Source organism: Leisingera aquimarina DSM 24565 (genome assembly GCF_000473165.1).
In the GTDB taxonomy this organism is placed as follows: Bacteria; Pseudomonadota; Alphaproteobacteria; order Rhodobacterales; family Rhodobacteraceae; genus Leisingera; species Leisingera aquimarina.
This window is the reverse complement of record NZ_KI421504.1, coordinates 1,470,474-1,493,570: the sequence shown is the minus strand read 5'-3', so window position 1 is coordinate 1,493,570 and position 23,097 is coordinate 1,470,474. Positions and strand designations below refer to the sequence as shown.

The following is a 23,097-nucleotide window of genomic DNA, read 5'->3' as shown; positions in this document are numbered from 1 at the left end:
TACTGAGCGAGCACATTTCCCATGACTTTACCTGGACATCTCTCCAGCTGTTCCGATGCTATCCGGCTGCTGATCACTGGCACTGCTGAGTCCGGCAGCCCGGAGCAGATTGTTCAGCTGCAATGCAGCAGATCCCTGCAGCAACCGCTTTGCGAAGCGCTGGCCAACGGCTTGCGCCAGAAATTCCCTGGCGCTGCGGTTGCCGCTGCAGACGAGCAGCGGGCCAGTCCAGACCTGACCTTGCGTTTCGTCGAACAAACTCAGTCGGTTGATTGGATCTCAGGCAGTTTGGCCTGGCAGCATAGCGACGGCCGCAGCGGCCAAGGCCCGGTCATCGAACAGTCGGTCATGGATGGGCAGCTGACCGCAGACAGTCTTGCGGATTATGCCCGCCAATTGGTCCAGCACACTGAATTCCCTTTGTAATTTAACGATCTTGGATGGAACACGGACATGTGTGAATATTGCGGTCAAGCCAATCACAGAATTCCCGAAAGCACCGATGGCAGCGGCTCCGGCTCGGGCGGCCAGTCTGCCGGCAGCAAGCCCACCTACACCGTCGATCAGGTGGCAGAATATCTTTACAAGGGATATTGGCAGTCGACTGGCCGCACGGAGCGGTCCTTTAATGTCGAAACCGGAGGTCAGCTCACCGTCAACCTCAGCGGGCTTAACGGCACCGGCAAGGAAACCGCACGCAAGGCGCTTGAGAGCTGGACCGCGCTGAGCGGGATCGAATTTGTCGAAACCAATGGCAGCGCCAAGATCACTTTCGACGACAACCAGTCCGGCGCCTATGCCAGCTCCTCGGTCAGCAACGGCACAATTCTAAGCTCCAGCATCAATGTTGATGATGCCTGGGCCCAATACGGCAATTACTATCTGCAAACCTACATCCACGAAATCGGCCATGCCCTGGGCCTGGGCCATACCGGCAGCTACAACGGCAGCGCCAGCTACGGCTCGGACGCGCATTTTGCCAATGACAGCTGGCAAATGTCGATCATGTCCTATTTCAGCCAGTCCGAGAACACCGCGGTGGATGCGTCCTTTGCCTATCTGGCGACTGCACAGCTTGCTGACATCGCGGCTGTTCACCATCTCTATGGCACGCCGGCAAACATCGAAACCGGCAACACCACTTACGGCGACGGGCAAACCACCGGCCGCTTCGGCATGGACCTGAACGGCGGCTTCGGCGTGGCGATTGTCGATAACGGCGGCATTGACCTGGTGGACCTTGGTTCGCGCAGTTACAATCAGGTATTGAACCTCAATGAAGAAACCTTTTCCAGCCTGAACGGAAAGAACGGCAATTTCGCCATTGCCCGCGGCACTGTGATCGAAAACGCCATTACCGGCTCAGGTGTTGACCATATCACAGGCAACGCAGCGGATAACCAGCTGGAGAGCGGTGCCGGCAATGACCAGATCGAGGGCGGTGACGGAAGCGACACCTTGATCGGCGGCGATGGTGCTGACTTGCTCACCGGCGGCAATGGCGCGGACCGTTTCGTATACACAAGCCTCAGCGAAGCCGGCGATTCCATTGCTGATTTTGACCTGGCATCAGGCGACAGGATCAATATCGCGCAGCTGCTGCAAGCGATTGGCTATGAAGGGGATGATCCGGCAGGCGACGGCGTTGCAACGCTGCAGGCCGGCAGCGGCGGATCCTGGCTCAAGGTTTCGCACGGTGGCAACAATGCCCTTTTGGTCTTTCTTGTCGGCGTGAATGAGGACGCCAGCCTGGCAGAGATCATCAACATCTCCGGCACCCCGGGGCCGGCACCGGACCCAACACCCGATCCCGAACCCACACCAGATCCTGATCCAACGCCCGATCCTGACCCGACACCCGACCCGGACCCGACACCTGATCCGGATCCGACACCCGACCCAGATCCGACACCCGACCCAGATCCGACACCCGACCCGGATCCGACCCCGGGAACCATTGATAACGATTATGTATTCGATGACACTTTCGTGACGCAATGGACCGTTCAGCTTGGCACCGTCACGGACACAAATGGCGGGATTGATACCCTGGATCTAAGCGCGGTCACGCGGGCTTCTACGATCGACCTGGCAAGCGGAGGTTCCGGAAGGATCGGTTCCAAGCGCCTGACAATCAGTGAAGGCACCGAGATCGAAAATGCCATCCTGGGCAGCGGCAATGACAAGGCCTATGGCAACGACCTTGCCAATCTGATCGAAGGCCGTGCCGGCAACGATCTTCTGGAAGGGCGCGGCGGCAATGACACGCTGGACGGCGGTACCGGAAACAACAAGATCTATGGCGGCGACGGGGATGACGCGCTCCATGGCGGCGGCGGGAGAAACTTCCTGACCGGCGAAGAGGGTGACGACACCGTGACAGCCGGCTCCGGCGCGGACCGGATATACGGTGGCCTGGGCAATGACAATTTGGACGGCGGCGATGGCAAGAACCGGATTGCAGGCGGCGAAGGTGACGACACCCTTACCGGCGGTATTGACAAAGACCAGCTGTCAGGCGGCGATGGCAACGATACGATGTCTGCCGGCGATGGTGACAACAAGCTGGATGGCGGCGAAGGCGATGACAGCATGTCCGGCGGCAGCGGCAATGACAAAATGTCAGGCGGCGATGGCGACGACACCATGTCTGCCGGTGATGGCAACAACAAGCTGGATGGCGGCAGCGGTGATGATGTCCTCACCTCAGGCAGCGGCAAAGACAAGCTGTCAGGCGGCGAAGGCAACGATACGATGTCTGCCGGCGATGGAGACAATAGGCTGGACGGCGGTGCCGGCGATGACAGCTTGTCCGGCGGCAGCGAACAGGACAACATTAAAGGCGGCGGGGGCGACGACACGATTTACGCCGGCGATGGAAACAATAAGCTGGATGGCGGTGACGGGAACGACCAGATCACCAGCGGCGCAGGCACCGATAAACTGAAGGGCGGCCTCGGGGATGACACGCTTTCGGCTGGCAACGGCAATAACAAGGCTGATGGCGGCGATGGCAATGACATGCTCAGCAGCGGCAGCGGCAGCGACCAGCTGAAAGGCGGCAATGGCGATGACACGCTGTCGGCCGGCGCAGGAAATGACAAGCTGGATGGCGGCAAAGGGGATGACAGCCTCAGCGGCGGCAACGGCTCCGATAAGATCAGGGGCGGTTCGGAAGACGATGCGCTTTTGGGCGGTGCTGGAATTGACACGCTCGATGGCGGATCCGGCCTGGACCGGCTGCAAGGCGGCGCCGGGGCGGACCTCCTCAAAGGCGGCAAGGATGCCGATGTGTTTGTCTTTACCGCGGCCGAGGACGCAGGGGACACCATCAGCGATTTCAAGCTGAGCGATGGGGACTTGCTGGACATCGACGGGCTGCTTCAGGATCTGGGCACCAATCTTGACGACGCCTTGTCCACCGGCAGCCTGAGCCTCAGCGACAGCCGTGCGGTTTGGCTGGAGTATGATGCTGACGGTGCGGGCGGCGAGGACGCGTTTCAGATCACCTATCTGAAAGGGGTGAGGTCAAGTGCCGAGCTGACCGAAGACTGGTTCATCTAAGGCCCGCGTGGCAACAGACGCCCGGTCTCCGGCAAGGGGGCGGGCGTCTGTTTTTTCTCGTTGCAACCTGCAGAAGGCTGCGATCAGGATTTCCGCTGCGGAAACCGGGCCACGCCGCGCGCGCCATCCGGGGTGATCGACATCAGCGACAGCGTGTGATCCATGTTTTTCATCCGGTGCCGCAGCATCCTCCGGGTCAGCCGGTTGAGATCCGCGGCATACTCCGGCTGCCCGGCCACATTCTCCAGCTCCCCCTGCCCTTCATTGTCAAACAGCATCGGCGGCAGATCAGCGGCGAACTCGACCAGGGTGAACCGCTCGTCCCGCAGGATACCCAGGCAGCTCTCGCTTGGCGATGTGCCCAGCGCCTGCTGCCATAGCGTCGGCTTCAGCGGCTCCGAAAAATCCAGCTCCGAAAAGGAATATTGCCGCCAATCCTGCGGAGTCTCTCCTTGCAACAGCGGCAGCAAAGACCGCCCGTCCATTGAATTCGGGATCTCTTGTCCGGCCCAGTCCAGAATGGTCGGCGTCACATCAATGGATTCAGTAATGTGGGTGAGACAGGCCCCTGCGTTGCCTTCATTGCCTGGCATCCGGATGATCAGCGGCGTGTGATAGGCGGCGTCATAGACCGTCATCTTTCCCCAGGAGTGCCGGTCGCCCAGCATTTCGCCATGGTCAGCAGTGATCACCACCATGGTGTTGTCATACTGGCCCGTGTCTTTCAGGAATTGGATCACCCGCCCGACATGATGGTCCACTTCGCTCGCGAGCCCCAGATAGACCGCGCGCAGGGTGCGGATGTTGTCATCCGTCGGCTCAAGATCCGGGAAACCTTCGACGAACCCCGCAATCGCGCTCTTGCGCAGTACCGGATCAAAGAACGGATGCTGTTCGCATTCCGCATCCGGTGTCGCCAGCCGCTCCGGCAGCGGCAGCGAGGCGGAGTCATACATGGTGTTGTAGGGGGCCGGCGCCACCAGCGGCGGATGCGGGCGGATATAGGTCAGATGCGCGAACCAGCTTTGCTTGTGGTAGGCGGTCATCTTGCCCAGAAACGAGTTGGTCAGGAACGCTGTATCGCTGTCTTCAGCGGCGTATAGCGCCGGATCGTTCAGCCTGGGCGCACTGCCATCGGGGGACACCGGTTTGTAAACATCCCAATAGTTTTCGAATTCATAGCCCCGATTCATCAGATGCGACTGCCAAGGATAGGACATTTCCATCCGCATTTCGGTCATCTCATGAAACCCGTTCATCGGGAATTCATAGGTCCTGAGCGCCGGGTCATTGGCGTTGAATGCCCGCGGGTCCTGCGAGGTATCGGTATAGCCGAACAGCATCGGCATATAGCCTGCCTTGCGCATTTCAGTGGCGACATTCGGCGTGTCATGACGCAACGGCGTGCCATTGCGGACCGACCGGTGATTCATCGCGTACTGCCCGGTCAGGATTGACGCCCGCGACGGCCCGCAGGGATTGGTGACCGAGAAATGCCGTTTGAACGACACCGCATCCTTCATGAAAGCGCGGATGTTCGGCAGCTCCACATGTTCCGCCATAGCGCCGAACACGCAGTCCGCGCGCAGCTGGTCAATGATGATGAACAGGACATTGCGGGTCGCGGGGCGGGTCTGGGGACGGGTGGCAGGCATCCGGGCATCCTTGCAGGCACAAAACAGATCACGACTGGCAATCTGTCGCGATCTGCGCGCGGATTACAAGCGCCGATCGCGCCGCGCTGCAGGATGCAAACAGCAAAATTGTCAGCTGACAAATCCCACACAATTGCATCTATCGGGCGGTCAGACCCCGGGTGAACAACCTGCCGAATTGCGGCTGAGAATCCGTAACGCCAGCGAGGCGCAGCATGTGCCAGGCCAGCGCCTGATTGCTGGAGATCACCGGCACCCCGGCCTGCGCTTCGATTTCCGGAATGATCTGCAGGCAGCGCAGATTGGTGCAGGAAATCACGATGGCATCGCAATCTTCTGCCTTGGCAACCTGTTTGGCGGCGTCCGCAATGGCCGCCTCGGTGATCCGCGCCACCACCCGGTCGTCCATTTCCTCAAACGAGCCAAAGCCTGCAATTGCAAACCCCGCCTCTTCCAGCTTCGCCCGCATCTGTGCGGAAACCTCAGGCAGGTACGGCGTGACAAACCCCAGCCGGGACACGCCCAATGCCTTGCCAGCCACGATGATCGCCGCCAGCGGGTCTGTCACCTTGGCCTTGGGTAAGACCGTTTGCACCGCTTCCGCAACCTTGGCCGAGCCGATCACGGTCGAGGCCGAGGTGCAGCCATAGCCGACCACATCAAAGTCCAGCGAAGACGGAAACAGCCGCGCCGAGACCGGCAGATCAGCCTGCATCTGCGCCAGCGTCTCGGGACGGATTTCCGGCACCATCGGGATCCGGCTGTGATAAAGCGCGATGTCCTCTTGCGCCATCATCCGGGAGAATTCCGGTTCCAGCGTCTCGTCGGTTTCCAGCACGATCACACCAAGGGTCGCGCGGGTGCCAATGCCGGCGTCCGTATCATAGGGAAGTTTCATCGCGGGTCCTCCTTCAGATCACCGGCAGTTCAGGCGCGGCGCGGGTTGTAAGCAGTTCGGCACCACCAGCGCGCACTACGATGTTTTCCTCATGCACCATGATCTTGCCGTCACCGTACCCCAGCGAAGGCTCCAGCGTCAGCACCATGTTCTCTTCAATCACCGTCCCGTCAAAACCCGCGTGCGAGGGCCATTCGGTCAGCTGCATTCCCAGCCCATGGCCCAGCCGCCCTACATCGCCACCCTGATCGTCCATCTCGGCAATCACCGTCTGCATCGCCTGGAACAGGCCGCGGCAGGTGGCGCCGGGTTTGGCAGCTGCAATCCCGGCCTCGGTCGCCCGCCACAGCACGTCATAGGCGCGGCGCGACAGATCGTCGGCGCGGCCGATGGCAAAGTTGCGGTCAAAATCGCAGAAGTACCCATCCCAGGTAGAGCCGGTATCCAGCATCACGATGTCGCCGGCCTGCAACGGCCGCCCGGTCGGCGGAGAAATCACGTCGCTATAGCCGCCCTGATCAGCGCCGCCGACCAGATAGGGCACATCGTCCGCGCCCTGCGCCAGCGCTTCGCGGCGGAATGCGCGGAACAGATCCTCGAGCGGCTGGCCCGCATTGGCGATCTGCGGCACCTGCGCGAAGCTGCGCGAGCCGATGCCGCAGATATGCGCCAGTTTTTCGATCTCTGCCGCGGATTTCACCATCCGCAGGTTGCGCACCAGCGGCGTCGCGTCTGCGACCTTCAACCCCGGCAGGCCATCCATCAGGCGTTCATAATCACCCAGCGGCATCCGCAGCGCGGTTTCATGCCCCTTCATGATGCCAATGCTGCCGCCGCGCCCGGCAATCGGCGACAGCAGCTCTGTCAGCAGGCTGATGCCGTCATCCTCGGGAGCAGGTGCGCTCCAGGTGCGGATATCCTCGATCCAGGTGCGGCGCATCAGATCGGCGCCGATCTCCGGGATGATGGCAATGGGTTTGCCTGCAGGCGGCACAAACAGGAACCAGGGCCGGGTCGGGCTTTGCCAGAACAGCGTGTGAAAACCGCTGAAATAGCGCACCTCGGGTTCTGTCAGCAGCAGGAGCCCGTCAAGCCCCTGCTGTGCCATCAGCGCCTGCGCCTTTTGGGTCCGGGCCGCGAACTCTGCCTCCGGAAAGCCGCGCACGGGCGCCTTAGACATTGTCTTGCCCTGCCATGATCGCCGCATAAATCGCCGGGTCGGTGACACCTTCGGAGCCGATCAGCAGGACGCGGGCCTTTGGCCCCAGCCCCAGTTGTTCGGCAAGGTCCGGCGCCTGGCAAGCCGCAATCAAGGCGGCAAGGCCTGCAACTGCGCTTTCGCCGGCTTCAACCGCCGGATCGCCGGTTTCCGCATTGGCCAGCAGCCGCACGGCCGGCGCCACGATGCTGTCCGGGATGGTCAGAAAATCCGAGGCTTCCTCGGCCAGGATTTCCCAGGCCATTTCCGACGGCTCGCCACAGGACAGGCCGGCCATGATGGTCTCTTGCTGGATTGCGAAATTGGTCGCCTTGCCGTTGCGCGCGCTGTCAAACAGGCAGGCGGCCAGCTCCGGCTCGACGATGACAACCCGCGGTGCCTCGGCGCCGTAATACTGCCGCAGCGCCGCCGCGACCGAGGCCGCCAGCCCGCCGACACCGCCCTGCAGGAACACATGGGTCGGCGCCTGTTCCAGCGTCTCACAAGCCTCGCGCGTCATCACGCAATAGCCGGCCATCACATCGCGCGGCGGCTCGGTGTAGCCCTCCCAGGAGGTATCCGAGACCACAAACCAGCCGTTCTCCGCGGCCTCTTTCTTGGCCAGCAGCACCGAGTCGTCATAGTCGCCCGTGATGCGGATCACCTCGGCGCCCAGCTCGCGCATGGCCACGGCACGGCCTTCGCTGACCTCGGCATGGATATAGATCCGGCACGGCGCGCCAAAGCGCTGACAGCCCCAGGCCAGCGAGCGGCCATGGTTGCCGTCGGTGGCAGAGACCAGAGTGATGCCGGCGCAGGCTTCCTTGTGCGCACCTTTGCGGATATCTTCCAGGCTGACGTCCTGACCCAATTGGCGGCTCATCTCGCGCTGCAGCACCCGCAGCGCCGCATAGGATCCGCCCAGCGCCTTGAAGCTGCCCAAGCCGAACCGCGGCCCTTCGTGTTTGTAGTCGATCCTGTCAACGCCCATTTTATCCGCCAGTCCTGCCAGCGAGACCAGCGGCGTCTCTTCATAGCCGTCCCACGCAGTGATTTCTGCGCAGGCATTGCCAAAGTCCTGCTCAGACAGAACGGTATAAGCGGCATCGCCGGATTTCGGGCTGCCTGCCGTGTGGCGCATGGCAACAGTGAATTTTTCAAACATGATCAGTCCTTTCCCGCTGGCAGCCGGTCACGCACCAGTTGCACCCAGAACTCCGCACCGATGGGCAGCAGAGCGTCGTTGAAGTCATAGTCTGCCGAATGCAGCGGCTGGCCGTTAGGCCCGTCCTCGCCATTGCCCAACAGCAGAAAGCACCCCGGCACAGCGGCGGCGAAATGGGCGAAATCTTCGGAAAAGCTCATTGGCGGGCGGTTGCGGATCACCTCGCACCCAGCAGCTTCGCCCGCACGGCAAGCGGCTTCGGCCGGGCCTTCCGCATTGATGGTTTCGACAAATTCGGTGTTGAAGCTCATCTCAACCTCCACCGCATGGGCGGCGGCGACACCGGCAGCAATCTGGCGCATGAAACGTTCAACCGCCTCGCGGTCCGCAGGCACCCGTGCGCGCACGTCGCCCTTCAGCACCGCATGTCCCGGCAGCACATTGCGCTGGCCGTCAGTCAGAAACTCGGTCACCGAGACCACCGCGCCAGCCCCCGGCGCCAGCTTGCGCGAGACGATGGTTTGCAGTGCCAGAACCATTTCCGCCCCGACCGTGATGGCATCGACACCCGCCTGCGGCATCGAAGCATGACCGCCCTGCCCCTTGATCGCGATTTCAAACAGGCTTTCGCTTCCGCAAATCTGCCCCGCGCGGGTCGAGACCTGCCCGACAGGCGCGCCTGGCAGGTTGTGAATGGCATAGACTTCTTCGATCGGGAACCGCTCCAGCAGCCCTTCGGAAATCATCGCCTGGGCGCCCAGCCCGTGCTCCTCGTTGGGCTGGAAGATGAACACAACAGTGCCGTCAAACCCCTGTTCCTGCACCAGCCGTTCCGCAGCACCCAGCAACATGGCCATATGGCCGTCATGACCGCAGGCATGCATCTTGCCGGGTGTTTCAGAAACATAACCGTGGGTGGAGATTTCAGTGATCGGCAGCGCGTCCATATCGGCCCGCAGCCCAATGGCCCGGTTGCCGGTGCCCGCCCGCAGAAGGCCGACAACGCCCGCGCCTTCATGCACCTCCAGCCCGAGGCTGCGCAGATGCTCCGCCACTTTGGCCCTGGTCCGGTCTTCCTGAAAGCCAAGCTCCGGACGCCGATGGAAATCCCGGCGCAGCGCGGTCAGGCGGTCCTGAAAGCAGTTCATATGCGTTCCCCAAGCTGTTTGCAGCGACCATATTCTGCAAAACGGGACGTGGCGCGTATTTATCCAGAGGCGCTGTGACGAAATTTATTGCTGCAGCCGGGTTACAGGCTGAAATTCGTATCTGTCAAAATACAGGCCGCGCGGGCTGCGGTCCGGGATCAAGGGCCTAGATTTCCTCACCCTTTTCCAGCAGTTCTTCGATCAGCTGCCGCTGGATGCCCGGGCTGTCGCCGCCGCCGAATTGCAGCGCTCCACCGGTGTAAAGCGTGCCATAGGTGCGGGCGATATTGACGGTCTGGCCAAGCGAGGAAATCAGCTGGTCTTTTTCCAATGACGACAGCGGATGAATGAACACCGCCCAAAGCCGCCCCTTGGCCACGGCATAGCGCGCATCCAGGGCGGTGTCGAAATTGGCCTGCATCATCCGCATCATGTCTTCCGCTGTCAGCCCCTCGGCCCGGCGCAGCGGCACCATCGCCCGCATCCGGTCCGCTGCCTGGTCCGTCACGATCAGCATCGGCACGCCTGAAATAGTCAGCTGAAACCCGGCGCCCGCGGGCTGCGCGTTTTCGTCCAATGCAAAAAGTATCCGCCCCAGCCGCTCATAGGTCATCGGCGGCTCCGGGGATTCAGGGGCCTTCGGCGCGTCCTGCGCCAAGGCAGGCACAGCAAGAACACACGCTGTCACTATCGTCCGCAGCCAGGCCATAACGGCACCTCCTCATTGACACCTGCCCACAGGCTACTGCGCCGCGGCGCGAGGCTCCATGCACAGATGAGTGAGGCGCCGTGACTAAGCCCAAACGAAGATCTGGACGATCTGCAATGCCAGGCGGACGAACGGGAATTAAACGTCCATGGTTTCGGACATAAGTTCAACTCATCGGGCTGCACAGCCTGAACTGAACAGAAAAACCCGCAACTGAACCTGATGAGGACAACCATGAAATTTCTTCTAACAACTGCCCTGATTTCGCTGTCTGCGGCACTCGCCGCCCCGGCCTTTGCCGCCGATGAACTCAATGTCTCCACCGGTATCTCTGCCGGCGGTGCGCCGCTGGCCGCGCATGGTGTTGACCTTGTGTCGCTGCTGGACAGCCGCAACCCGGTGGAAGGTGTGGCAAACTACTCCGCAACCGTGGATGGCGCCTCTTATTACTTCACTTCTGAGGAGAACAAGACCGCGTTCGAGGCCGATCCGGCCAAGTACCTGCCGCAGCACGGCGGCTTCTGCTCCTATGGAGTGTCGGTCGGCAAGAAGTTCGATGGCGACCCGGACCAGTATCTGGTACACGACGGCAAGCTGTTCCTGTTCCTGAACGCCGCAACCCGCGCGGCCTTCCAGGAGGACGTGCCCGGCACTGCCAAGACCGCCGACACCCAGTGGGGCCAGATCAAGCACACCGCCGTCAGCGAGCTCTGATCGCGCACTCCCGTGTCCCGGAGGGCCAAGCGGTTCCGCTCCGTCCCGCTTGCCCTTGCACCCGCGGTTGATGCGTCAGCTGCGGGTGTATTTGGTTGATTGATGTTTATGCCAGTGTTTCGCCGGCCTCGCGGCGGGCTTCAATCACCGTGATCGCCTTAGCCAGGGCTTCTTCGATACTCAGATCGCTGGTGTCGATCAGAATCGCATCGGCCGCCGGGCGCAGCGGTGCTTCGGCGCGGTTCATGTCACGCTCGTCCCGGGCCTTCACATCGCCCAGCACCTCGTCCAGCGTGATCACCTTGCCGGCCGCGGCGAGTTCCAGAAACCGGCGCCGGGCGCGGACTTCGGCGCTGGCGGTCACAAAGAACTTCACCTGCGCATAAGGACAGATCACGGTGCCGATGTCGCGCCCGTCCAGCACCGCGCCCCCGGCCCGGCGGGCAAAGGCACGCTGGAAATCCACCAGTGCAGCACGCACTTCGGCGATCACCGCCACCTTGGAGGCCGCCTGCGCCACTTCCGGCCCGCGCAGGTCGTCGCGCGCCAAATCTTCCGGCGTCAGGTTTTGCGCAGCTTCAACCGGGGTCACACCATCCAGCATCTTGGCCCCTACCGCACGGTACAAGAGGCCGGTATCCAGATGGCTGAAGCCGTAATGGGCCGCCAGCGCCTTGGACAGCGTGCCCTTGCCAGCCGCCGCGGGGCCGTCGACAGCTATCGTGTAACTTTCGCTCATGTGCGCTCCAGCTTGGCGCCCAGATTGCCCATCAGGCTCTCGAAAATCGGGAAGGAAGTGGCAATCGGGCCGCCATCATCGACCGAAACAGAATTCTGCGCCCCCATGCCCATCACCATGAAAGACATGGCGATGCGGTGATCCAGGACGCTTTCGCAGGTTCCGCCGCCGGGCACGCCATTGATGCCCAGGCCGGTGACTTCCCACCAGTCCTCGCCCTCTTCGACCGTCACGCCATTTGCGCGCAGACCCTTGGCCATCGCGTCGATCCGGTCGCTTTCCTTCACGCGCAGTTCCTTGACCCCGGCCATCATGGTCTTGCCTTCCGCAAAGGAGGCCACCACCGACAGCACCGGGTATTCATCGATCATCGACGCGGCGCGTGCCGGCGGCACCTCAATGCCCTTCATACCGGGCGAGAACTTCGCACGCAGGTCGGCAACGGGTTCGCCGCCCTCTTCGCGCATGTTCTCAAACGTCAGATCGGCGCCCATGTCCTGCAGGGTGTAGTAGAGGCCCGCACGGGTGGGATTCAGGCCGATGTTCGGCACCAGCACGTCGGATCCGGGGGTGATCAGCGCCGCGCAGACCGGAAAAGCGGCAGAGGACGGATCACGCGGCACCGCGATCACCTGCGGTTTCAGCTCGGGACGGCCGGTCAGGGTTATGACGCGGCCCTCTTCGGTTTCCTCGGTGGTGATTTCGGCACCGAAACCGGCCAGCATCCGCTCGGTGTGGTCGCGGGTGGCTTCCTTCTCGATCACAACGGTCTTGCCCGGCGCGTTGAGGCCGGCAAACAGCACCGCGGATTTCACCTGCGCAGACGGCACCGGCACTTCATAACGGACTGGCACCGGGTCAGCGGCACCGACGATGGTCATCGGCAGACGCCCGCCGCTGCGGCCAACAGATTGCGTCCCGAACAATGCCAGCGGGTCAGTGACCCGCGCCATCGGACGTTTGTTCAGTGAGGCATCGCCGGTGAAAGTCGCGATGATCGGAGATGTTGCCATCACCCCCATTATCAGCCGCACCCCGGTGCCGGAGTTGCCGCAGTCGATCACGTTTCCCGGTTCGGCAAAGCCGCCGACGCCAACCCCGAACACCGACCAGCTGCCGCCGCCGTGGTTCACCACCTCGGCACCAAAGGCCTTCATCGCCTTGGCGGTGTCCAGAACGTCTTCGCCCTCCAAGAGGCCGGAGATCTTGGTCTCCCCTACTGACAGCGCACCCAGGATCAGCGAGCGGTGCGAGATCGACTTGTCGCCGGGCACCTCTGCCACGCCTTTGAGCGGGTCCGCACGGTGGGAGGTCATCGGGATGGGCGTGCCGTGTCCGGACATGGGGCTTCCTTCGTCTGTCGGTACTTACTTTCGTTGGCGCTATCGGTAGCGGATTGGCGCTGGACGGTCCAGAGCCTTTGCCCGCCGCCCGCCTGCACCCTCAGCCAAGGCGGCGGAAGGTCAGGTAGTGCGGCGTGCGGCCTTCGCGCAGGGCTTTCTGCTCATATCGTGTGGAAATCCAGTCATCCCAGGACTGGCGCCAATCGGATGGGCCTTCGGCCAGCCATTCAAAACCGGCCTTTGGCACCTCCTCCAGGGTCTGGCGCACATAGTCGGGAATGTCGGTTGCCACGCGAAAAATCGCGCCCGGCTTCAGACAGCGGGCCAGCGGCGCCAGATGTTCTTGCGTCACGAAACGGCGGCGGTGGTGGCGGGCCTTGGGCCAGGGATCGGGATACAGCAGAAACGCGCGTGAGATGGACGCCGCCGGCAGCACATCCATCAGATCGCGCGCATCACCGGGATGCACCGCAATATTGTCCGCACCGGCCCTGCGGATCTTGCCCAGCAGCATGGCCACGCCGTTGATAAAGGGTTCGGCACCGATTATGCCCGCATCCGGATTGCTGGCGGCCTGATGCACCAGATGCTCGCCGCCGCCAAAGCCGACCTCAAGCCAGACATCCTTGCCGCCGAACAGCGCCTCCAGATCCAGCGGAGTGCGGTCGGGGTTCACATCCCAATCCACGGCGCCGGGGCTGAGGCTGGCCAGATCCTCGTCCAGATACCGCTTTTGGCTGTCCTTCAGGGTCTTGCCCTTGAAGCGGCCATAGAAGTTGCGCCAGGGCGCGCCGCTGGCGTGTTTATCGGCCGCATTGGCAACAGCGGTCCGGGCAGTCTTGGTCTGGTCGTCGCGGGGCTTTTGATCGCCGGACATGCGTCTGGGCTCCTGTTCAGGGCATATTTTGAAAGGCTGGACGCTCCTCTGCCGCAAGCGGGCCTCCTGGTCAAGCCTGTGTCAAGCCGGCTAGCGGGTTTGCCCCTCCCGGACCTCCCGCAGAACGCCCGCTGCAATCAGCCGCAAGCGGCTGGGATACCATTCGCCGTCCGGGTCCGTGCGCAGCGTCTCAATCGCAAAGCCGGGATCGACGCCGCGCGCCACCATATAGCTGAGATGGTCATAAACCTCGCGCTGAGTGTCCTCGTATATCCAGGAACCGAAATCATACGGTGTTGCCCAGCGGTGGCGTTTGCGTTCGCTGCGATAGTATTTATGCACCGCATCCGCAGGCCAGTTGCGCTGATGGAAGCCGATGCTGGACCCGATTGTCATCCGCCGCCGGCCGCCGGCCAGAAAGACATCGACACAGGCGCTGATACAGGTGCCATCAACCAAAGTGTCGAGCCCGTATTCCAGCACCAATCCGGCGATTTCTTCCCCGGCATAGACGCTGCCACCAATGCTGTTGAGTTGCAGCTCCGAGATTTCCGGGCTTTTATTCAGGATATCCCGCAGCGCTAAGACATCGTCATCGGTGATTTCTGACGGTTCCCCTTCCACCTCTGTTTCGGTGTCATAGATCAGCGTTTTGCCTTGCAGGCTGAACTTTTGCGGCAGCACCTCTTTGGCGGCCACGGCAGACGCCAATGCCAGGCAGGAAAGTACAGTCATCACTCGCAGCATCGCGGTCCCGGCAGCTGAAGTTACCCTTCACGGCACTATGGCGCAGCCCGGCGGCGCACTCCAGCCTCAAAAGGTCAGAATTTCTGTCCCAATGTTTCGCGTGCGAAACATCCGGTCAGCAATGCTGACCGGTCCGCCGCGCTGCAGCGCGGCGCCCGGCCCAACGGCAGAGGCGCATTCCCTGAATGCACCGATACGGGCGGGAGCAGCGGCTCGAACAAAAAAAGCGGGCCCTTCGGCCCGCTCTCCTGTCTCAACCAATCCGGCTTCAGACGGCGTTCTTCAGCGCCTCGGCCAGATCTGTGCGCTCCCAGCTAAAACCGCCATCGGCTTCCGGGTCGCGTCCAAAATGGCCATAGGCAGCGGTGCGCTGATAAATCGGCCTGTTCAGGCCCAGATGTGAACGGATGCCGCGCGGGGTCAGGTCCATCACCTGATCAATCGCCTTTTCAATCGCTGCAGCGTCCACTTCGCCGGTGCCATGTGTGTCTGCATAGATCGACAGCGGCTTGGACACGCCGATGGCATAAGACAGCTGAATGGTGCATTTATCCGCCATACCGGCGGCCACCACGTTTTTGGCCAGATAGCGCGCGGCATAGGCTGCCGAGCGGTCCACCTTGGTCGGGTCCTTGCCGGAAAACGCACCACCGCCATGCGGGGCCGCACCGCCATAGGTGTCCACGATGATTTTACGGCCGGTAAGGCCTGCATCGCCATCCGGGCCGCCGATCACAAACTTGCCGGTCGGATTCACGTGCCATTCGGTGGCATCAGTCAGCCAGCCTTCGGGCAGGGTTTCACGGATGTAGGGCTCAACCAGGGCGCGGATGTCGGCCGAGGTCAGGCTTTCGTCCAGGTGCTGGGTCGACAGCACCAGCGAGCTGACGCCCACCGGCTTGCCGCCTTCATAGACCACCGACAGCTGCGATTTCGCATCCGGACCCAGCGCAGGCTCAGTGCCGTTTTTGCGCACTTCCGCCAAGCGGCGCAAGATCGCGTGGGAATACTGGATCGGCGCAGGCATCAGCGCATCGGTTTCATTGGTGGCAAAACCGAACATGATGCCCTGATCGCCGGCGCCTTCGTCCTTGTCGTCGGACGCATCCACGCCCTGTGCGATATGGGCGGACTGTTCGTGCAGCAGGTTGGTCACTTCCACGGTTTCATGGTGGAACTTGTCCTGCTCGTAGCCGATGTCCTTGATGCAGGCACGGGTGATCTCATCGATCTTGCCCATGTAGTCGTGCAGCTTGTCCTGATCGGACAGGCCGACTTCGCCCCCGATGACAACACGGTTGGTGGTGGCGAAAGTCTCAGCTGCCACGCGTGCTTCGGGTTCTTCCGCCAGAAAAGCATCCAGCACCGCATCTGAAATGCGGTCGCAGACCTTGTCCGGGTGGCCTTCGGAGACAGATTCCGAAGTGAAAGTGTAGTTCATACGGGTCATGAAAAGTGCTCCATTGGTTCCATCCTTGCCACGCCAGGAAGCCGTTGTGGCAGGTATTAAGCCGCAGTACGCGGCTCGTCCGCGCGGGTCAATCTATATTCCAATAGAGTTAAGCAGCTATGACCGCGGCACAAGGGCGCGGGAGCGCAGGAATACCGCGGCAGCAGCGACTAGGCACAGCAGGAACACCGGCCAATCCCCGGTGCGGCTGTAGAGGGTCGGCGGCAACGGCGCAGGCAGGGCCGCATCGATAAAACCCGTTTCGCCCAGCGGCAGGCTGTCCAGCAGGGTTCCGTCCGCACCGATCATTGCAGAAACCCCGGTATTAGCAGCCCGGATCATTGGCAGGCCTTGTTCGATGGCCCGCATCCTGGCCTGCACCAGATGCTGATAGGGGCCGGAGCGAGTGCCGAACCAGGCGTCGTTGGTGACCTGCACCAACATGTCCGGCCGGGTCTCTGCTGCACTCACATCCTGTGGAAAAACAGCCTCGTAGCAGATCAGCGGCAAGGCGCGGCCAATAGGAAGGTCCATGACCTGGGGCCCAGGCCCGGCGGCATATCCCGCACCTGCCCGCGACGCAAAACCATAGATCCCGAAACGGGCCATGACATCGCCAAACGGCACAAATTCCCCGAACGGCACCAGATGCGCTTTGTCATAGACGGCAGCGGGCTGGCCATCCATGTCCAGCAGCACCGCAGAATTGTAATAGGCGCCCGCTTCTTCCCGCTGGATGCCCACAAGCACCGGAACCCCGCCCGCGCTTTCGGAAATGACCCGCAGGGTGTCATCCGCATAATTCAGCAGCTGCGGCACCGCGGTTTCCGGCCAGACAATCAGATCCGGACGCGGCGCTTCGGCAGAAAAAGCAACAGCGCGGCGGACAAATTCCCAGCGGTGATCCGGATGCCACTTCAAATCCTGCGGTGCGTTGGGTTGGACGATTCGCACGATCTTGCCAGTTGGATTTGCCTGCGGCGGGGCGGGAGCTGCAAAGGCAGCGGCTGCCGCCAGTCCCAATGGCACCAAGGCTGCCGCCGGGGTCCGCCGCAGCAAGGCCAGCGGCAGGAAGGCCGCAAGCGTCAGCAGCGCCAGCCCTTGCGGCCCGATCCAGGGCAGCAGGTTTGCGGCAGGCGTATCAATCCAGAATTGTCCGAAAGCCGCCCAGGGAAAGCCGGTCAGCAGATAAGCGCGGCCAAATTCCGCCAGGGACCAGGCAGCAACCAGCATCGGGATCCTCCAGGCGCCGGCGCTGAACCGGACGGCCAGCCCAAACGCAGCGCCCCAAAACAAGGCAAGCCCGCCTGCCAGAAACACCAGCGCAAACGGGGCCATCCAGGCATGGCGTTCCGGATCGATCTGAAAGGGTTCAAGAATCCAGGACAGGCCAAAGGCAAAATACCCCAGCCCGAACAGCCAGCCGGCCAGCATTGCCGTTCGCGCCGTGGCGGCCTGCAGAACCAGCCAGCCTGCGGCCCCCAAGGCAGCAGGCAGACCGAACCAAAAGCTCCAGGGGGCAAGTGCCAGGGACGCCAGCGCGCCGCCGCCAAAGGCCAGGCCAGCCCCGGCCGGCCGGAGCTGCCGCACCGCCTGCCGCAGCCCGATTGTTATCATGCGGCGGCGTCCGGCAGCCGCACCCGCAGCCGCTTGATCCGGCGGGGGTCGGCATCCATCACTTCAAACTCGGCGCCTTCGGGGTGTTCAATCACCTCGCCGCGGGCTGGCACCCGTCCCGACAGCATGAAAACAAGTCCGCCCAAGGTCTCGATCTCCTCCTCGTCCACGTCGTCGTGGCTGGTCAGGGATTGGCCGATCTCGGTCTCGAATTCCGGCAGCGGGGTCCGGGCAAGCGCAATGTAGCATCCGGGTTTTTCCTCAAACCAGGTCTGCAGCTCGTCGGCATCATGCTCGTCCTCGATCTCGCCGACAACCTGCTCGATCAGATCCTCGATGGTGACAAGCCCGTCCACACCGCCGTATTCGTCGATCACCAGCGCCATGTGGCGGCGCTCGGCCTGCATTTTGGTCAGCAGCACGCCGATCGGCATCGACGGCGGCACAAACAGCAGCGGGCGCAGCATTTGGGACAGCTCGAAATCCGAGGTGCCGCCGTTGAAGCCGTGGGTCAGCGAGAAATCCTTGAGGTGGACAAAACCCAGCGGCGTGTCCAGCGTCCCCTCATACACCGGGATCCGGGTAAAGCCGCTTTCGCGGAAAATGCCGACAAGATCGTCCTTGGCGATGGAAACCGGCACAGCAGCGATTTCTGCAGACGGGATCGCAACATCCTCAACCCGCAGCCGGCGCAGGTTCATCATGCCGCGCGGTTCCGTCCCGGCAGCGGGCTGTGCGCTGCCACTGTCTTCTTCAGACTGCGGCGCCGCGCTGAAAGCCCCGAAGAGCCGTGCCCAGAAACCGGTTTTCCCGGAGGCCGGCGCATCCGCTGCCGTGCCATTGATGTTCTGCAGCGCGCCCTGCGCCGCGTTAGAACTGCCTTCTATGTCGCCCATCGATCCTATCCAAATGCCCCGCTTAAGGGGCGTCCTCACTCATATATGGGTTCGCGATACCCATTTTGCCAAGTAGCAGCACCTCAATCCCTTCCATCAATGCGGCATCACGGTCACGAATGTGATCATAACCGAAAAGATGCAACATTCCGTGAACGATCAAATGGCGGGTGTGATCGCCCAGCGGCTTGCCTGCATCCGCCGCTTCACGGGCGCAAGTGTCATAAGAAATCGCAATGTCACCCAGCGGGTATTCGCCGGTGAAATCGGCCTCGGGCCGCGCCGGGGTGCCGCCGTCTTCCTCCGCTGCCAGTTCTTCGGCAGGCCAGCTCAAAACGTTTGTCGGCTTGGCCTTTTCGCGGAATTCGGCGTTGAGATCCGCAATGCGCGGATCATCACAGGCCAGAAGCGAGATTTCGCAGTCCTCCGGGTCCAATGCAAAATGCGCCAGAACCGCTGAGACAGCCTGTTCGGCCAGTGCCTCAAGCCCGGCTTTTTGCCAGCGGCTGTCTTCGATAGTGATGTCGAGCGTCATGGAGCCGTTGCACATGCGGGGGCCAGCCCCCGCACCCCCGGAGTATTTTCACAAAGATGAAACCGGGCAGAGCTTTCGCATCAGGCCGGTTCAGCATCCGCGTCATAGGCTTCGATGATCGCCGCCACAAGGGGGTGGCGCACCACATCGCGGGCAGTGAAGTAATTGAAGCTGATCTTGGGGATGGTTTTCAGCAGGCGTTCGGCGTCTGCCAGGCCGGATTGCACCCCGCGCGGCAGATCGACCTGAGAGCGGTCGCCAGTGATCACCATGCGCGAGCCTTCGCCCAGGCGGGTCAGGAACATTTTCATCTGCATGGTGGTCGCGTTCTGCGCCTCATCCAGCACCACAAAGGCGTTGGACAGCGTGCGGCCGCGCATGAAAGCAAGCGGCGCGATCTCGATGCGCTTTTCCTCAATCAGCTTGGCCGCCTGTTTCTCCGGCAGGAAGTCGTTCAGCGCGTCGTACAAGGGCTGCATGTAGGGATCGACCTTGTCCTTCATGTCGCCAGGCAGGTAGCCGAGCTTTTCGCCCGCCTCCACCGCCGGGCGGGACAGGATGATACGGTCCACATGACCGGTGATAAACATGGAAACGCCCACCGCAACGGCGAGATAAGTCTTGCCCGTGCCTGCCGGGCCGATCCCGAATGCCAGTTCATTTTCGAACAGCGAATGCACATAGGCCTTCTGCGCTTCGGTGCGCGGTTCCACCAGCTTTTTGCGGGTCTTGATTTCCACTCGGCCGCCGCGGAACATTTGCAATTGGCCGTCCGGTTCGGCCTCCTGACTGTCGGAACCCATGCGCAGCTCGCGGTCGATATCGCCGGTTTCGACGCTGCGGCCGGTTTCCAGCCGGTCATAGAGCGCCGTCAGCACGCCTGCCGCCTGGTCGCGCGCCGTCGCCTCGCCCATCACCGACAACTGGTTGCCGCGGCGGACGATCTGCACGCCCAGTTTCTGTTCGATGTCAGCCAGGTTGCGGTCATATTCGCCGCACAGGTCGATCAGCAATCGGTTGTCGGGAAATTCCAGAAGCACTTCATGGGTTGCGGACTGGTCTTGCGCGTCATTCAGGGCACTGATGGCCAAGCTGATCTCCTCAATCTGGCGTTGCCCTTTCAGTTTGCCGCCCTTGTTCCGTTTGCGCAAGCATGAGCAGCGGAAAATCACTCAATTGAAACAAAAGAACCGCCCCGGAGGGCGGCTGTCTTGTGTGTCATTCTGCGCGTACTACAGCGGGTCGCCAAAATCCGAGCCCGCCTTGAACGGACCGGTCGCGACATTGCGCGGCAGGTTGCTGTTGCAAACGGGTTTGCCGTCCGGGGTGCGGCGCAGGTCGGCATAGCCTTCCAGGCCATCATCGATGATCCAGTGCTCGCAGCCCTGCGGATCGACCCAGATACCTGCTGTCAGGTTCGACAGGTCCAGTGATTTGCCGTCAGCAACGTGCTGGTCGGTTGTTTTGTCAAAGGTTTCCGAGCAGGCCGAAACCGTTGCAGCGGCTGCAAGGAGCAAAACAGTCTTGCGGATGAACATGGTTTTTCTCCTCAGCGCAGGCAGTAGATTTCGACGCGGCGGTTCTGCGACATATTTGCAGCGCTGGTGTTGGGCACCCGCGGGTCGCGTTCACCATAAGCGCGCACGTCGTTGATCCGCGCACCCACCGAGCGGCCCACCTGGGCCACCGCGCCGGCGCGGCGCTCGGACAGGCGGATATTGTATTCATCCGAGGCCCGGCTGTCGGTGTGGCCGGCGATTATAAAGGCGCGGGCGCCATTGGATTTTGCCTGCTGGAAAAACTCCCCCAGGCGTTGGCGGCCTGCAGCATTGATGTAATGTTTGTCGGTGGCAAAAAACTGGTCTGTCGGCATCACGCCGCAAATGTTGCCGCGGCGGCAGACCGGCTTGCCGTCCGGTGTGACATGCGGTGTCATGAAGCCCTCGGCTCCGTCATCCATCACCCAATGCTCGCAGCCGTCCGGGTCAACCCAGATGGTGGGAACATAGCGTTCGCCTTTGATGGTCCGCTGAGTTTGCGCGCTGGCAGGCGCGGCAGCGATGCTGAGCGCGGCCGCAGCAGCGGTGGCCAGCGCAACCGCCTTGTTAGTATTGAGTGTCAACACAACCAGATTTCCTTCACCTAAGTTCCCCCAGCGTGCTTGCCGCTTACGTGCCCACCGCTCAGGCCTTAAGAGTCAAACTACCTGAAATTGATGCAGTATACCTGCTAGATTGATTGTTATTCCGCGCAGATTAATCGCATTTCCCGGGACACTCAAAGCTCCCAAAAGAAATTGTCGCCGGAACCGATGCAATCGGGACTCACCTGCGCAATCCGGAAAAACGGAAATAGAACCGCCCGGAGAGAAGCGGTTGGGAAGATTCGCACTGTCGCGAGGGCTTTAGCCGATCAATTCCCCTGCCAGGGAATTGGCACCAGAGGAAATAATGCGCACCCGGGCCAGGTCACCCGCCACGCGGTCGCATTCAGCGACATGAACAGCGTGGAGGTAGTCGGATTTGCCGACCATCTGACCCGGCCGGCGGCCAGGCTTTTCAAACAGAACGCCAACTTCGCGTCCAACCATGCTGTCCTGGACCTCGCGTTGCTGCCGGGTCAGAAGGGCCTGAAGGCGCTGCAGCCGGCCGTCGGCTGCGGCCGGGTCGACCTGGGCGCGTTCGGCTGCCGGGGTGCCGGGGCGGGTCGAGTATTTGAAGGAATAGGCGGTGCCGTATTTCACCTCTTCCACCAGATCCATGGTGGCTTGGAAATCTTCCTCGGTCTCTTCCGGGAAACCAACGATGAAGTCGCCGGAAATCAGGATATCGGGTCGCGCGGCGCGGATGCGCTCGATCAGGCGCAGATAGCTTTCGGCGGTGTGGGCGCGGTTCATCCGCTTCAGGATCTTGTCCGATCCCGCCTGCACCGGCAGATGCAGATAGGGCATCAGCTTGGCACAAGTGCCATGCGCCTCGATCAGGTCATCCTTCATGTCGTTGGGATGCGAAGTGGTGAAGCGGATACGCTCCAGCCCGTCGACCTTGTCCAGCTCCCAGATCAGCTGCGCCAGGGTCAAGTCGCCATTAGGACCGGCGCCGTGATAGGCATTCACATTCTGGCCCAGAAGGGTGATTTCGCGCACGCCGCGCTCCACCAGATCGCGGGCTTCGGTCAGGATGCGGTCAGCGGGGCGCGAAACCTCGGCGCCGCGGGTGTAGGGCACCACGCAGAAGGCGCAGAATTTGTCGCAGCCTTCCTGCACGGTCAGGAACGCCGTCGGGCCGCGCTTGGCCTTGGGGCGGTTTTTGAGCTTCTCGAACTTATCTTCCTCGGGGAAATCGGTGTCCAGCACCTTCTCCCCGTCCCGCGTCTTGGCTTCCATTTCGGGCAGACGGTGATAGCTTTGCGGGCCGACCACCAGATCCACCAGCGGCTGGCGGCGCATGATCTCTTCACCCTCGGCCTGGGCGACGCAACCGGCCACGCCGATCTTGAGGTCCGGCTTCTCTGCCTTCAGCCCTTTGAAACGGCCCAGCTCGGAATAAACCTTTTCCGCCGCCTTTTCCCGGATGTGGCAGGTATTCAGCAGGATCATGTCGGCGTCATCTGCTGATTTGGTCTCGACATACCCCTCGCCGCCCAGCGCTTCGGCCATGCGTTCGCTGTCATAAACATTCATCTGACAGCCATAGGTCTTGATAAACAGCTTCTTCGGGGCACTCATGCGGGTCAGCCTTCCAGCCAGGGTGGGTAAACAGCGGCCTGCCTTACAGACAAATGCCGCCGCTTGCAATGAGGCGGGATTTACCCGATTTTGGCCGCAAAGGCCAGAAAGGCAA

The 23,097-nt window shown here is 62.0% G+C and carries 21 protein-coding genes and 1 riboswitch; of the genes, 3 read left to right on the top strand and 18 right to left on the bottom strand.

Annotation, left to right across the window (positions count from 1 at the left end):
• The first annotated feature begins 21 nt into the window (after positions 1-21).
• Together AQUI_RS0111460 and AQUI_RS29245 are read left to right on the top strand one after the other, a co-directional pair.
• Positions 22-426, top strand: coding sequence for a hypothetical protein (locus tag AQUI_RS0111460; RefSeq protein ID WP_027257644.1), 405 nt, complete (start codon positions 22-24; stop codon positions 424-426).
• Positions 427-453: 27 nt separating this feature from the next.
• Positions 454-3,564, top strand: coding sequence for a M10 family metallopeptidase (locus AQUI_RS29245; RefSeq protein WP_051371877.1), 3,111 nt, complete (start codon positions 454-456; stop codon positions 3,562-3,564).
• An 83-nt stretch (positions 3,565-3,647) separates the two neighbouring features.
• On the opposite strand, the gene AQUI_RS0111450 is transcribed toward AQUI_RS29245, so the two are convergent.
• From AQUI_RS0111450 to AQUI_RS0111425, 6 genes are all read right to left on the bottom strand, one after another.
• Positions 3,648-5,219: an alkaline phosphatase family protein gene (locus tag AQUI_RS0111450; RefSeq protein WP_051371876.1), complete on the bottom strand. Its 1,572-nt coding sequence runs from the start codon at positions 5,217-5,219 to the stop codon at positions 3,648-3,650.
• A gap of 139 nt (positions 5,220-5,358) precedes the next feature.
• On the bottom strand, positions 5,359-6,117 hold the full coding sequence (locus AQUI_RS0111445; RefSeq protein WP_027257642.1) for a maleate cis-trans isomerase family protein: 759 nt from the start codon (positions 6,115-6,117) through the stop codon (positions 5,359-5,361).
• Positions 6,118-6,130: 13 nt separating this feature from the next.
• The gene (locus AQUI_RS0111440) at positions 6,131-7,297 is read right to left on the bottom strand and encodes a M24 family metallopeptidase (RefSeq protein WP_027257641.1); all 1,167 of its coding nucleotides are present in this window, start codon (positions 7,295-7,297) and stop codon (positions 6,131-6,133) included.
• On the bottom strand, positions 7,290-8,480 hold the full coding sequence (locus AQUI_RS0111435) for a diaminopropionate ammonia-lyase (RefSeq protein ID WP_027257640.1): 1,191 nt from the start codon (positions 8,478-8,480) through the stop codon (positions 7,290-7,292). Before AQUI_RS0111435 ends, AQUI_RS0111440 begins: the two co-directional genes overlap by 8 nt.
• 2 nt (positions 8,481-8,482) lie before the next feature.
• Positions 8,483-9,628 carry an amidohydrolase gene (locus AQUI_RS0111430; RefSeq protein WP_027257639.1) on the bottom strand — a complete coding sequence of 382 codons (1,146 nt, stop codon included), beginning with the start codon at positions 9,626-9,628 and terminating at the stop codon, positions 8,483-8,485.
• A gap of 166 nt (positions 9,629-9,794) precedes the next feature.
• Entirely contained in the window at positions 9,795-10,337 is a 543-nt protein-coding gene (locus AQUI_RS0111425; protein WP_027257638.1) for a polysaccharide deacetylase family protein, read from the bottom strand.
• Positions 10,338-10,571: 234 nt separating this feature from the next.
• Between AQUI_RS0111425 and AQUI_RS0111420 the strand changes: the two genes are divergently transcribed.
• The gene (locus AQUI_RS0111420) at positions 10,572-11,051 is read left to right on the top strand and encodes a YHS domain-containing (seleno)protein (RefSeq protein ID WP_027257637.1); all 480 of its coding nucleotides are present in this window, start codon (positions 10,572-10,574) and stop codon (positions 11,049-11,051) included.
• Between the two features lie 106 nt (positions 11,052-11,157).
• Here the strand turns inward: AQUI_RS0111420 and AQUI_RS0111415 are convergent, their stop codons facing one another.
• From AQUI_RS0111415 to miaB, 12 genes are all read right to left on the bottom strand, one after another.
• Positions 11,158-11,790: a (d)CMP kinase gene (locus tag AQUI_RS0111415; protein ID WP_027257636.1), complete on the bottom strand. Its 633-nt coding sequence runs from the start codon at positions 11,788-11,790 to the stop codon at positions 11,158-11,160.
• Complete coding sequence (gene aroA, locus AQUI_RS0111410; protein WP_027257635.1) at positions 11,787-13,133, bottom strand: 3-phosphoshikimate 1-carboxyvinyltransferase; 1,347 nt, start codon at positions 13,131-13,133, stop codon at positions 11,787-11,789. Before aroA ends, AQUI_RS0111415 begins: the two co-directional genes overlap by 4 nt.
• A 100-nt stretch (positions 13,134-13,233) precedes the next feature.
• Entirely contained in the window at positions 13,234-14,010 is a 777-nt protein-coding gene (gene trmB / locus AQUI_RS0111405; RefSeq protein ID WP_027257634.1) for a tRNA (guanine(46)-N(7))-methyltransferase TrmB, read from the bottom strand.
• Positions 14,011-14,100: 90 nt separating this feature from the next.
• Positions 14,101-14,745 (bottom strand): COG3904 family protein, encoded by a 645-nt coding sequence (locus AQUI_RS0111400; protein ID WP_425411814.1) that lies wholly within the window; start codon positions 14,743-14,745, stop codon positions 14,101-14,103.
• Positions 14,746-15,025: 280 nt separating this feature from the next.
• Complete coding sequence (metK, locus tag AQUI_RS0111395; protein WP_027257632.1) at positions 15,026-16,207, bottom strand: methionine adenosyltransferase; 1,182 nt, start codon at positions 16,205-16,207, stop codon at positions 15,026-15,028.
• Between the two features lie 6 nt (positions 16,208-16,213).
• A riboswitch (SAM-SAH riboswitch) is annotated at positions 16,214-16,263 on the bottom strand.
• 61 nt (positions 16,264-16,324) lie between these two features.
• Positions 16,325-17,824, bottom strand: coding sequence for an apolipoprotein N-acyltransferase (gene lnt, locus AQUI_RS0111390; protein WP_027257631.1), 1,500 nt, complete (start codon positions 17,822-17,824; stop codon positions 16,325-16,327).
• Entirely contained in the window at positions 17,821-18,720 is a 900-nt protein-coding gene (locus AQUI_RS0111385) for a hemolysin family protein (protein WP_027257630.1), read from the bottom strand. Before AQUI_RS0111385 ends, lnt begins: the two co-directional genes overlap by 4 nt.
• Before the next feature lie 22 nt (positions 18,721-18,742).
• A complete protein-coding gene (ybeY, locus tag AQUI_RS0111380; RefSeq protein WP_027257629.1) occupies positions 18,743-19,255 on the bottom strand; it encodes an rRNA maturation RNase YbeY in 513 nt (170 codons plus the stop codon).
• Positions 19,256-19,335: 80 nt separating this feature from the next.
• Positions 19,336-20,346 (bottom strand): PhoH family protein, encoded by a 1,011-nt coding sequence (locus AQUI_RS0111375; RefSeq protein ID WP_027257628.1) that lies wholly within the window; start codon positions 20,344-20,346, stop codon positions 19,336-19,338.
• A gap of 141 nt (positions 20,347-20,487) precedes the next feature.
• Positions 20,488-20,793 (bottom strand): hypothetical protein, encoded by a 306-nt coding sequence (locus AQUI_RS0111370; protein WP_027257627.1) that lies wholly within the window; start codon positions 20,791-20,793, stop codon positions 20,488-20,490.
• Positions 20,794-20,804: 11 nt separating this feature from the next.
• On the bottom strand, positions 20,805-21,377 hold the full coding sequence (locus AQUI_RS0111365; protein WP_425411813.1) for an OmpA family protein: 573 nt from the start codon (positions 21,375-21,377) through the stop codon (positions 20,805-20,807).
• Positions 21,378-21,659: 282 nt separating this feature from the next.
• The gene (gene miaB, locus AQUI_RS0111360) at positions 21,660-22,982 is read right to left on the bottom strand and encodes a tRNA (N6-isopentenyl adenosine(37)-C2)-methylthiotransferase MiaB (RefSeq protein WP_027257625.1); all 1,323 of its coding nucleotides are present in this window, start codon (positions 22,980-22,982) and stop codon (positions 21,660-21,662) included.
• Between the last annotated feature and the right edge of the window lie 115 nt (positions 22,983-23,097).

What these genes read in the sequence shown, in the direction of transcription:
- AQUI_RS0111430 (WP_027257639.1), bottom strand. Translation starts at nt 9,628, where the DNA reads ATGAACTGCTTTCAGGACCGCCTGACCGCGCTGCGCCGGGATTTCCAT.
- AQUI_RS29245 (WP_051371877.1), top strand. Translation starts at nt 454, where the DNA reads ATGTGTGAATATTGCGGTCAAGCCAATCACAGAATTCCCGAAAGCACC.
- aroA (WP_027257635.1), bottom strand. Translation starts at nt 13,133, where the DNA reads ATGTCCGGACACGGCACGCCCATCCCGATGACCTCCCACCGTGCGGAC.
- AQUI_RS0111460 (WP_027257644.1), top strand. Translation starts at nt 22, where the DNA reads ATGACTTTACCTGGACATCTCTCCAGCTGTTCCGATGCTATCCGGCTG.
- metK (WP_027257632.1), bottom strand. Translation starts at nt 16,207, where the DNA reads ATGACCCGTATGAACTACACTTTCACTTCGGAATCTGTCTCCGAAGGC.
- AQUI_RS0111370 (WP_027257627.1), bottom strand. Translation starts at nt 20,793, where the DNA reads ATGTTCATCCGCAAGACTGTTTTGCTCCTTGCAGCCGCTGCAACGGTT.
- lnt (WP_027257631.1), bottom strand. Translation starts at nt 17,824, where the DNA reads ATGATAACAATCGGGCTGCGGCAGGCGGTGCGGCAGCTCCGGCCGGCC.
- AQUI_RS0111445 (WP_027257642.1), bottom strand. Translation starts at nt 6,117, where the DNA reads ATGAAACTTCCCTATGATACGGACGCCGGCATTGGCACCCGCGCGACC.
- AQUI_RS0111385 (WP_027257630.1), bottom strand. Translation starts at nt 18,720, where the DNA reads ATGGGCGACATAGAAGGCAGTTCTAACGCGGCGCAGGGCGCGCTGCAG.
- miaB (WP_027257625.1), bottom strand. Translation starts at nt 22,982, where the DNA reads ATGAGTGCCCCGAAGAAGCTGTTTATCAAGACCTATGGCTGTCAGATG.
- AQUI_RS0111440 (WP_027257641.1), bottom strand. Translation starts at nt 7,297, where the DNA reads ATGTCTAAGGCGCCCGTGCGCGGCTTTCCGGAGGCAGAGTTCGCGGCC.
- AQUI_RS0111415 (WP_027257636.1), bottom strand. Translation starts at nt 11,790, where the DNA reads ATGAGCGAAAGTTACACGATAGCTGTCGACGGCCCCGCGGCGGCTGGC.
- AQUI_RS0111400 (WP_425411814.1), bottom strand. Translation starts at nt 14,745, where the DNA reads ATGACTGTACTTTCCTGCCTGGCATTGGCGTCTGCCGTGGCCGCCAAA.
- trmB (WP_027257634.1), bottom strand. Translation starts at nt 14,010, where the DNA reads ATGTCCGGCGATCAAAAGCCCCGCGACGACCAGACCAAGACTGCCCGG.
- AQUI_RS0111420 (WP_027257637.1), top strand. Translation starts at nt 10,572, where the DNA reads ATGAAATTTCTTCTAACAACTGCCCTGATTTCGCTGTCTGCGGCACTC.
- ybeY (WP_027257629.1), bottom strand. Translation starts at nt 19,255, where the DNA reads ATGACGCTCGACATCACTATCGAAGACAGCCGCTGGCAAAAAGCCGGG.
- AQUI_RS0111435 (WP_027257640.1), bottom strand. Translation starts at nt 8,480, where the DNA reads ATGTTTGAAAAATTCACTGTTGCCATGCGCCACACGGCAGGCAGCCCG.
- AQUI_RS0111450 (WP_051371876.1), bottom strand. Translation starts at nt 5,219, where the DNA reads ATGCCTGCCACCCGTCCCCAGACCCGCCCCGCGACCCGCAATGTCCTG.
- AQUI_RS0111425 (WP_027257638.1), bottom strand. Translation starts at nt 10,337, where the DNA reads ATGGCCTGGCTGCGGACGATAGTGACAGCGTGTGTTCTTGCTGTGCCT.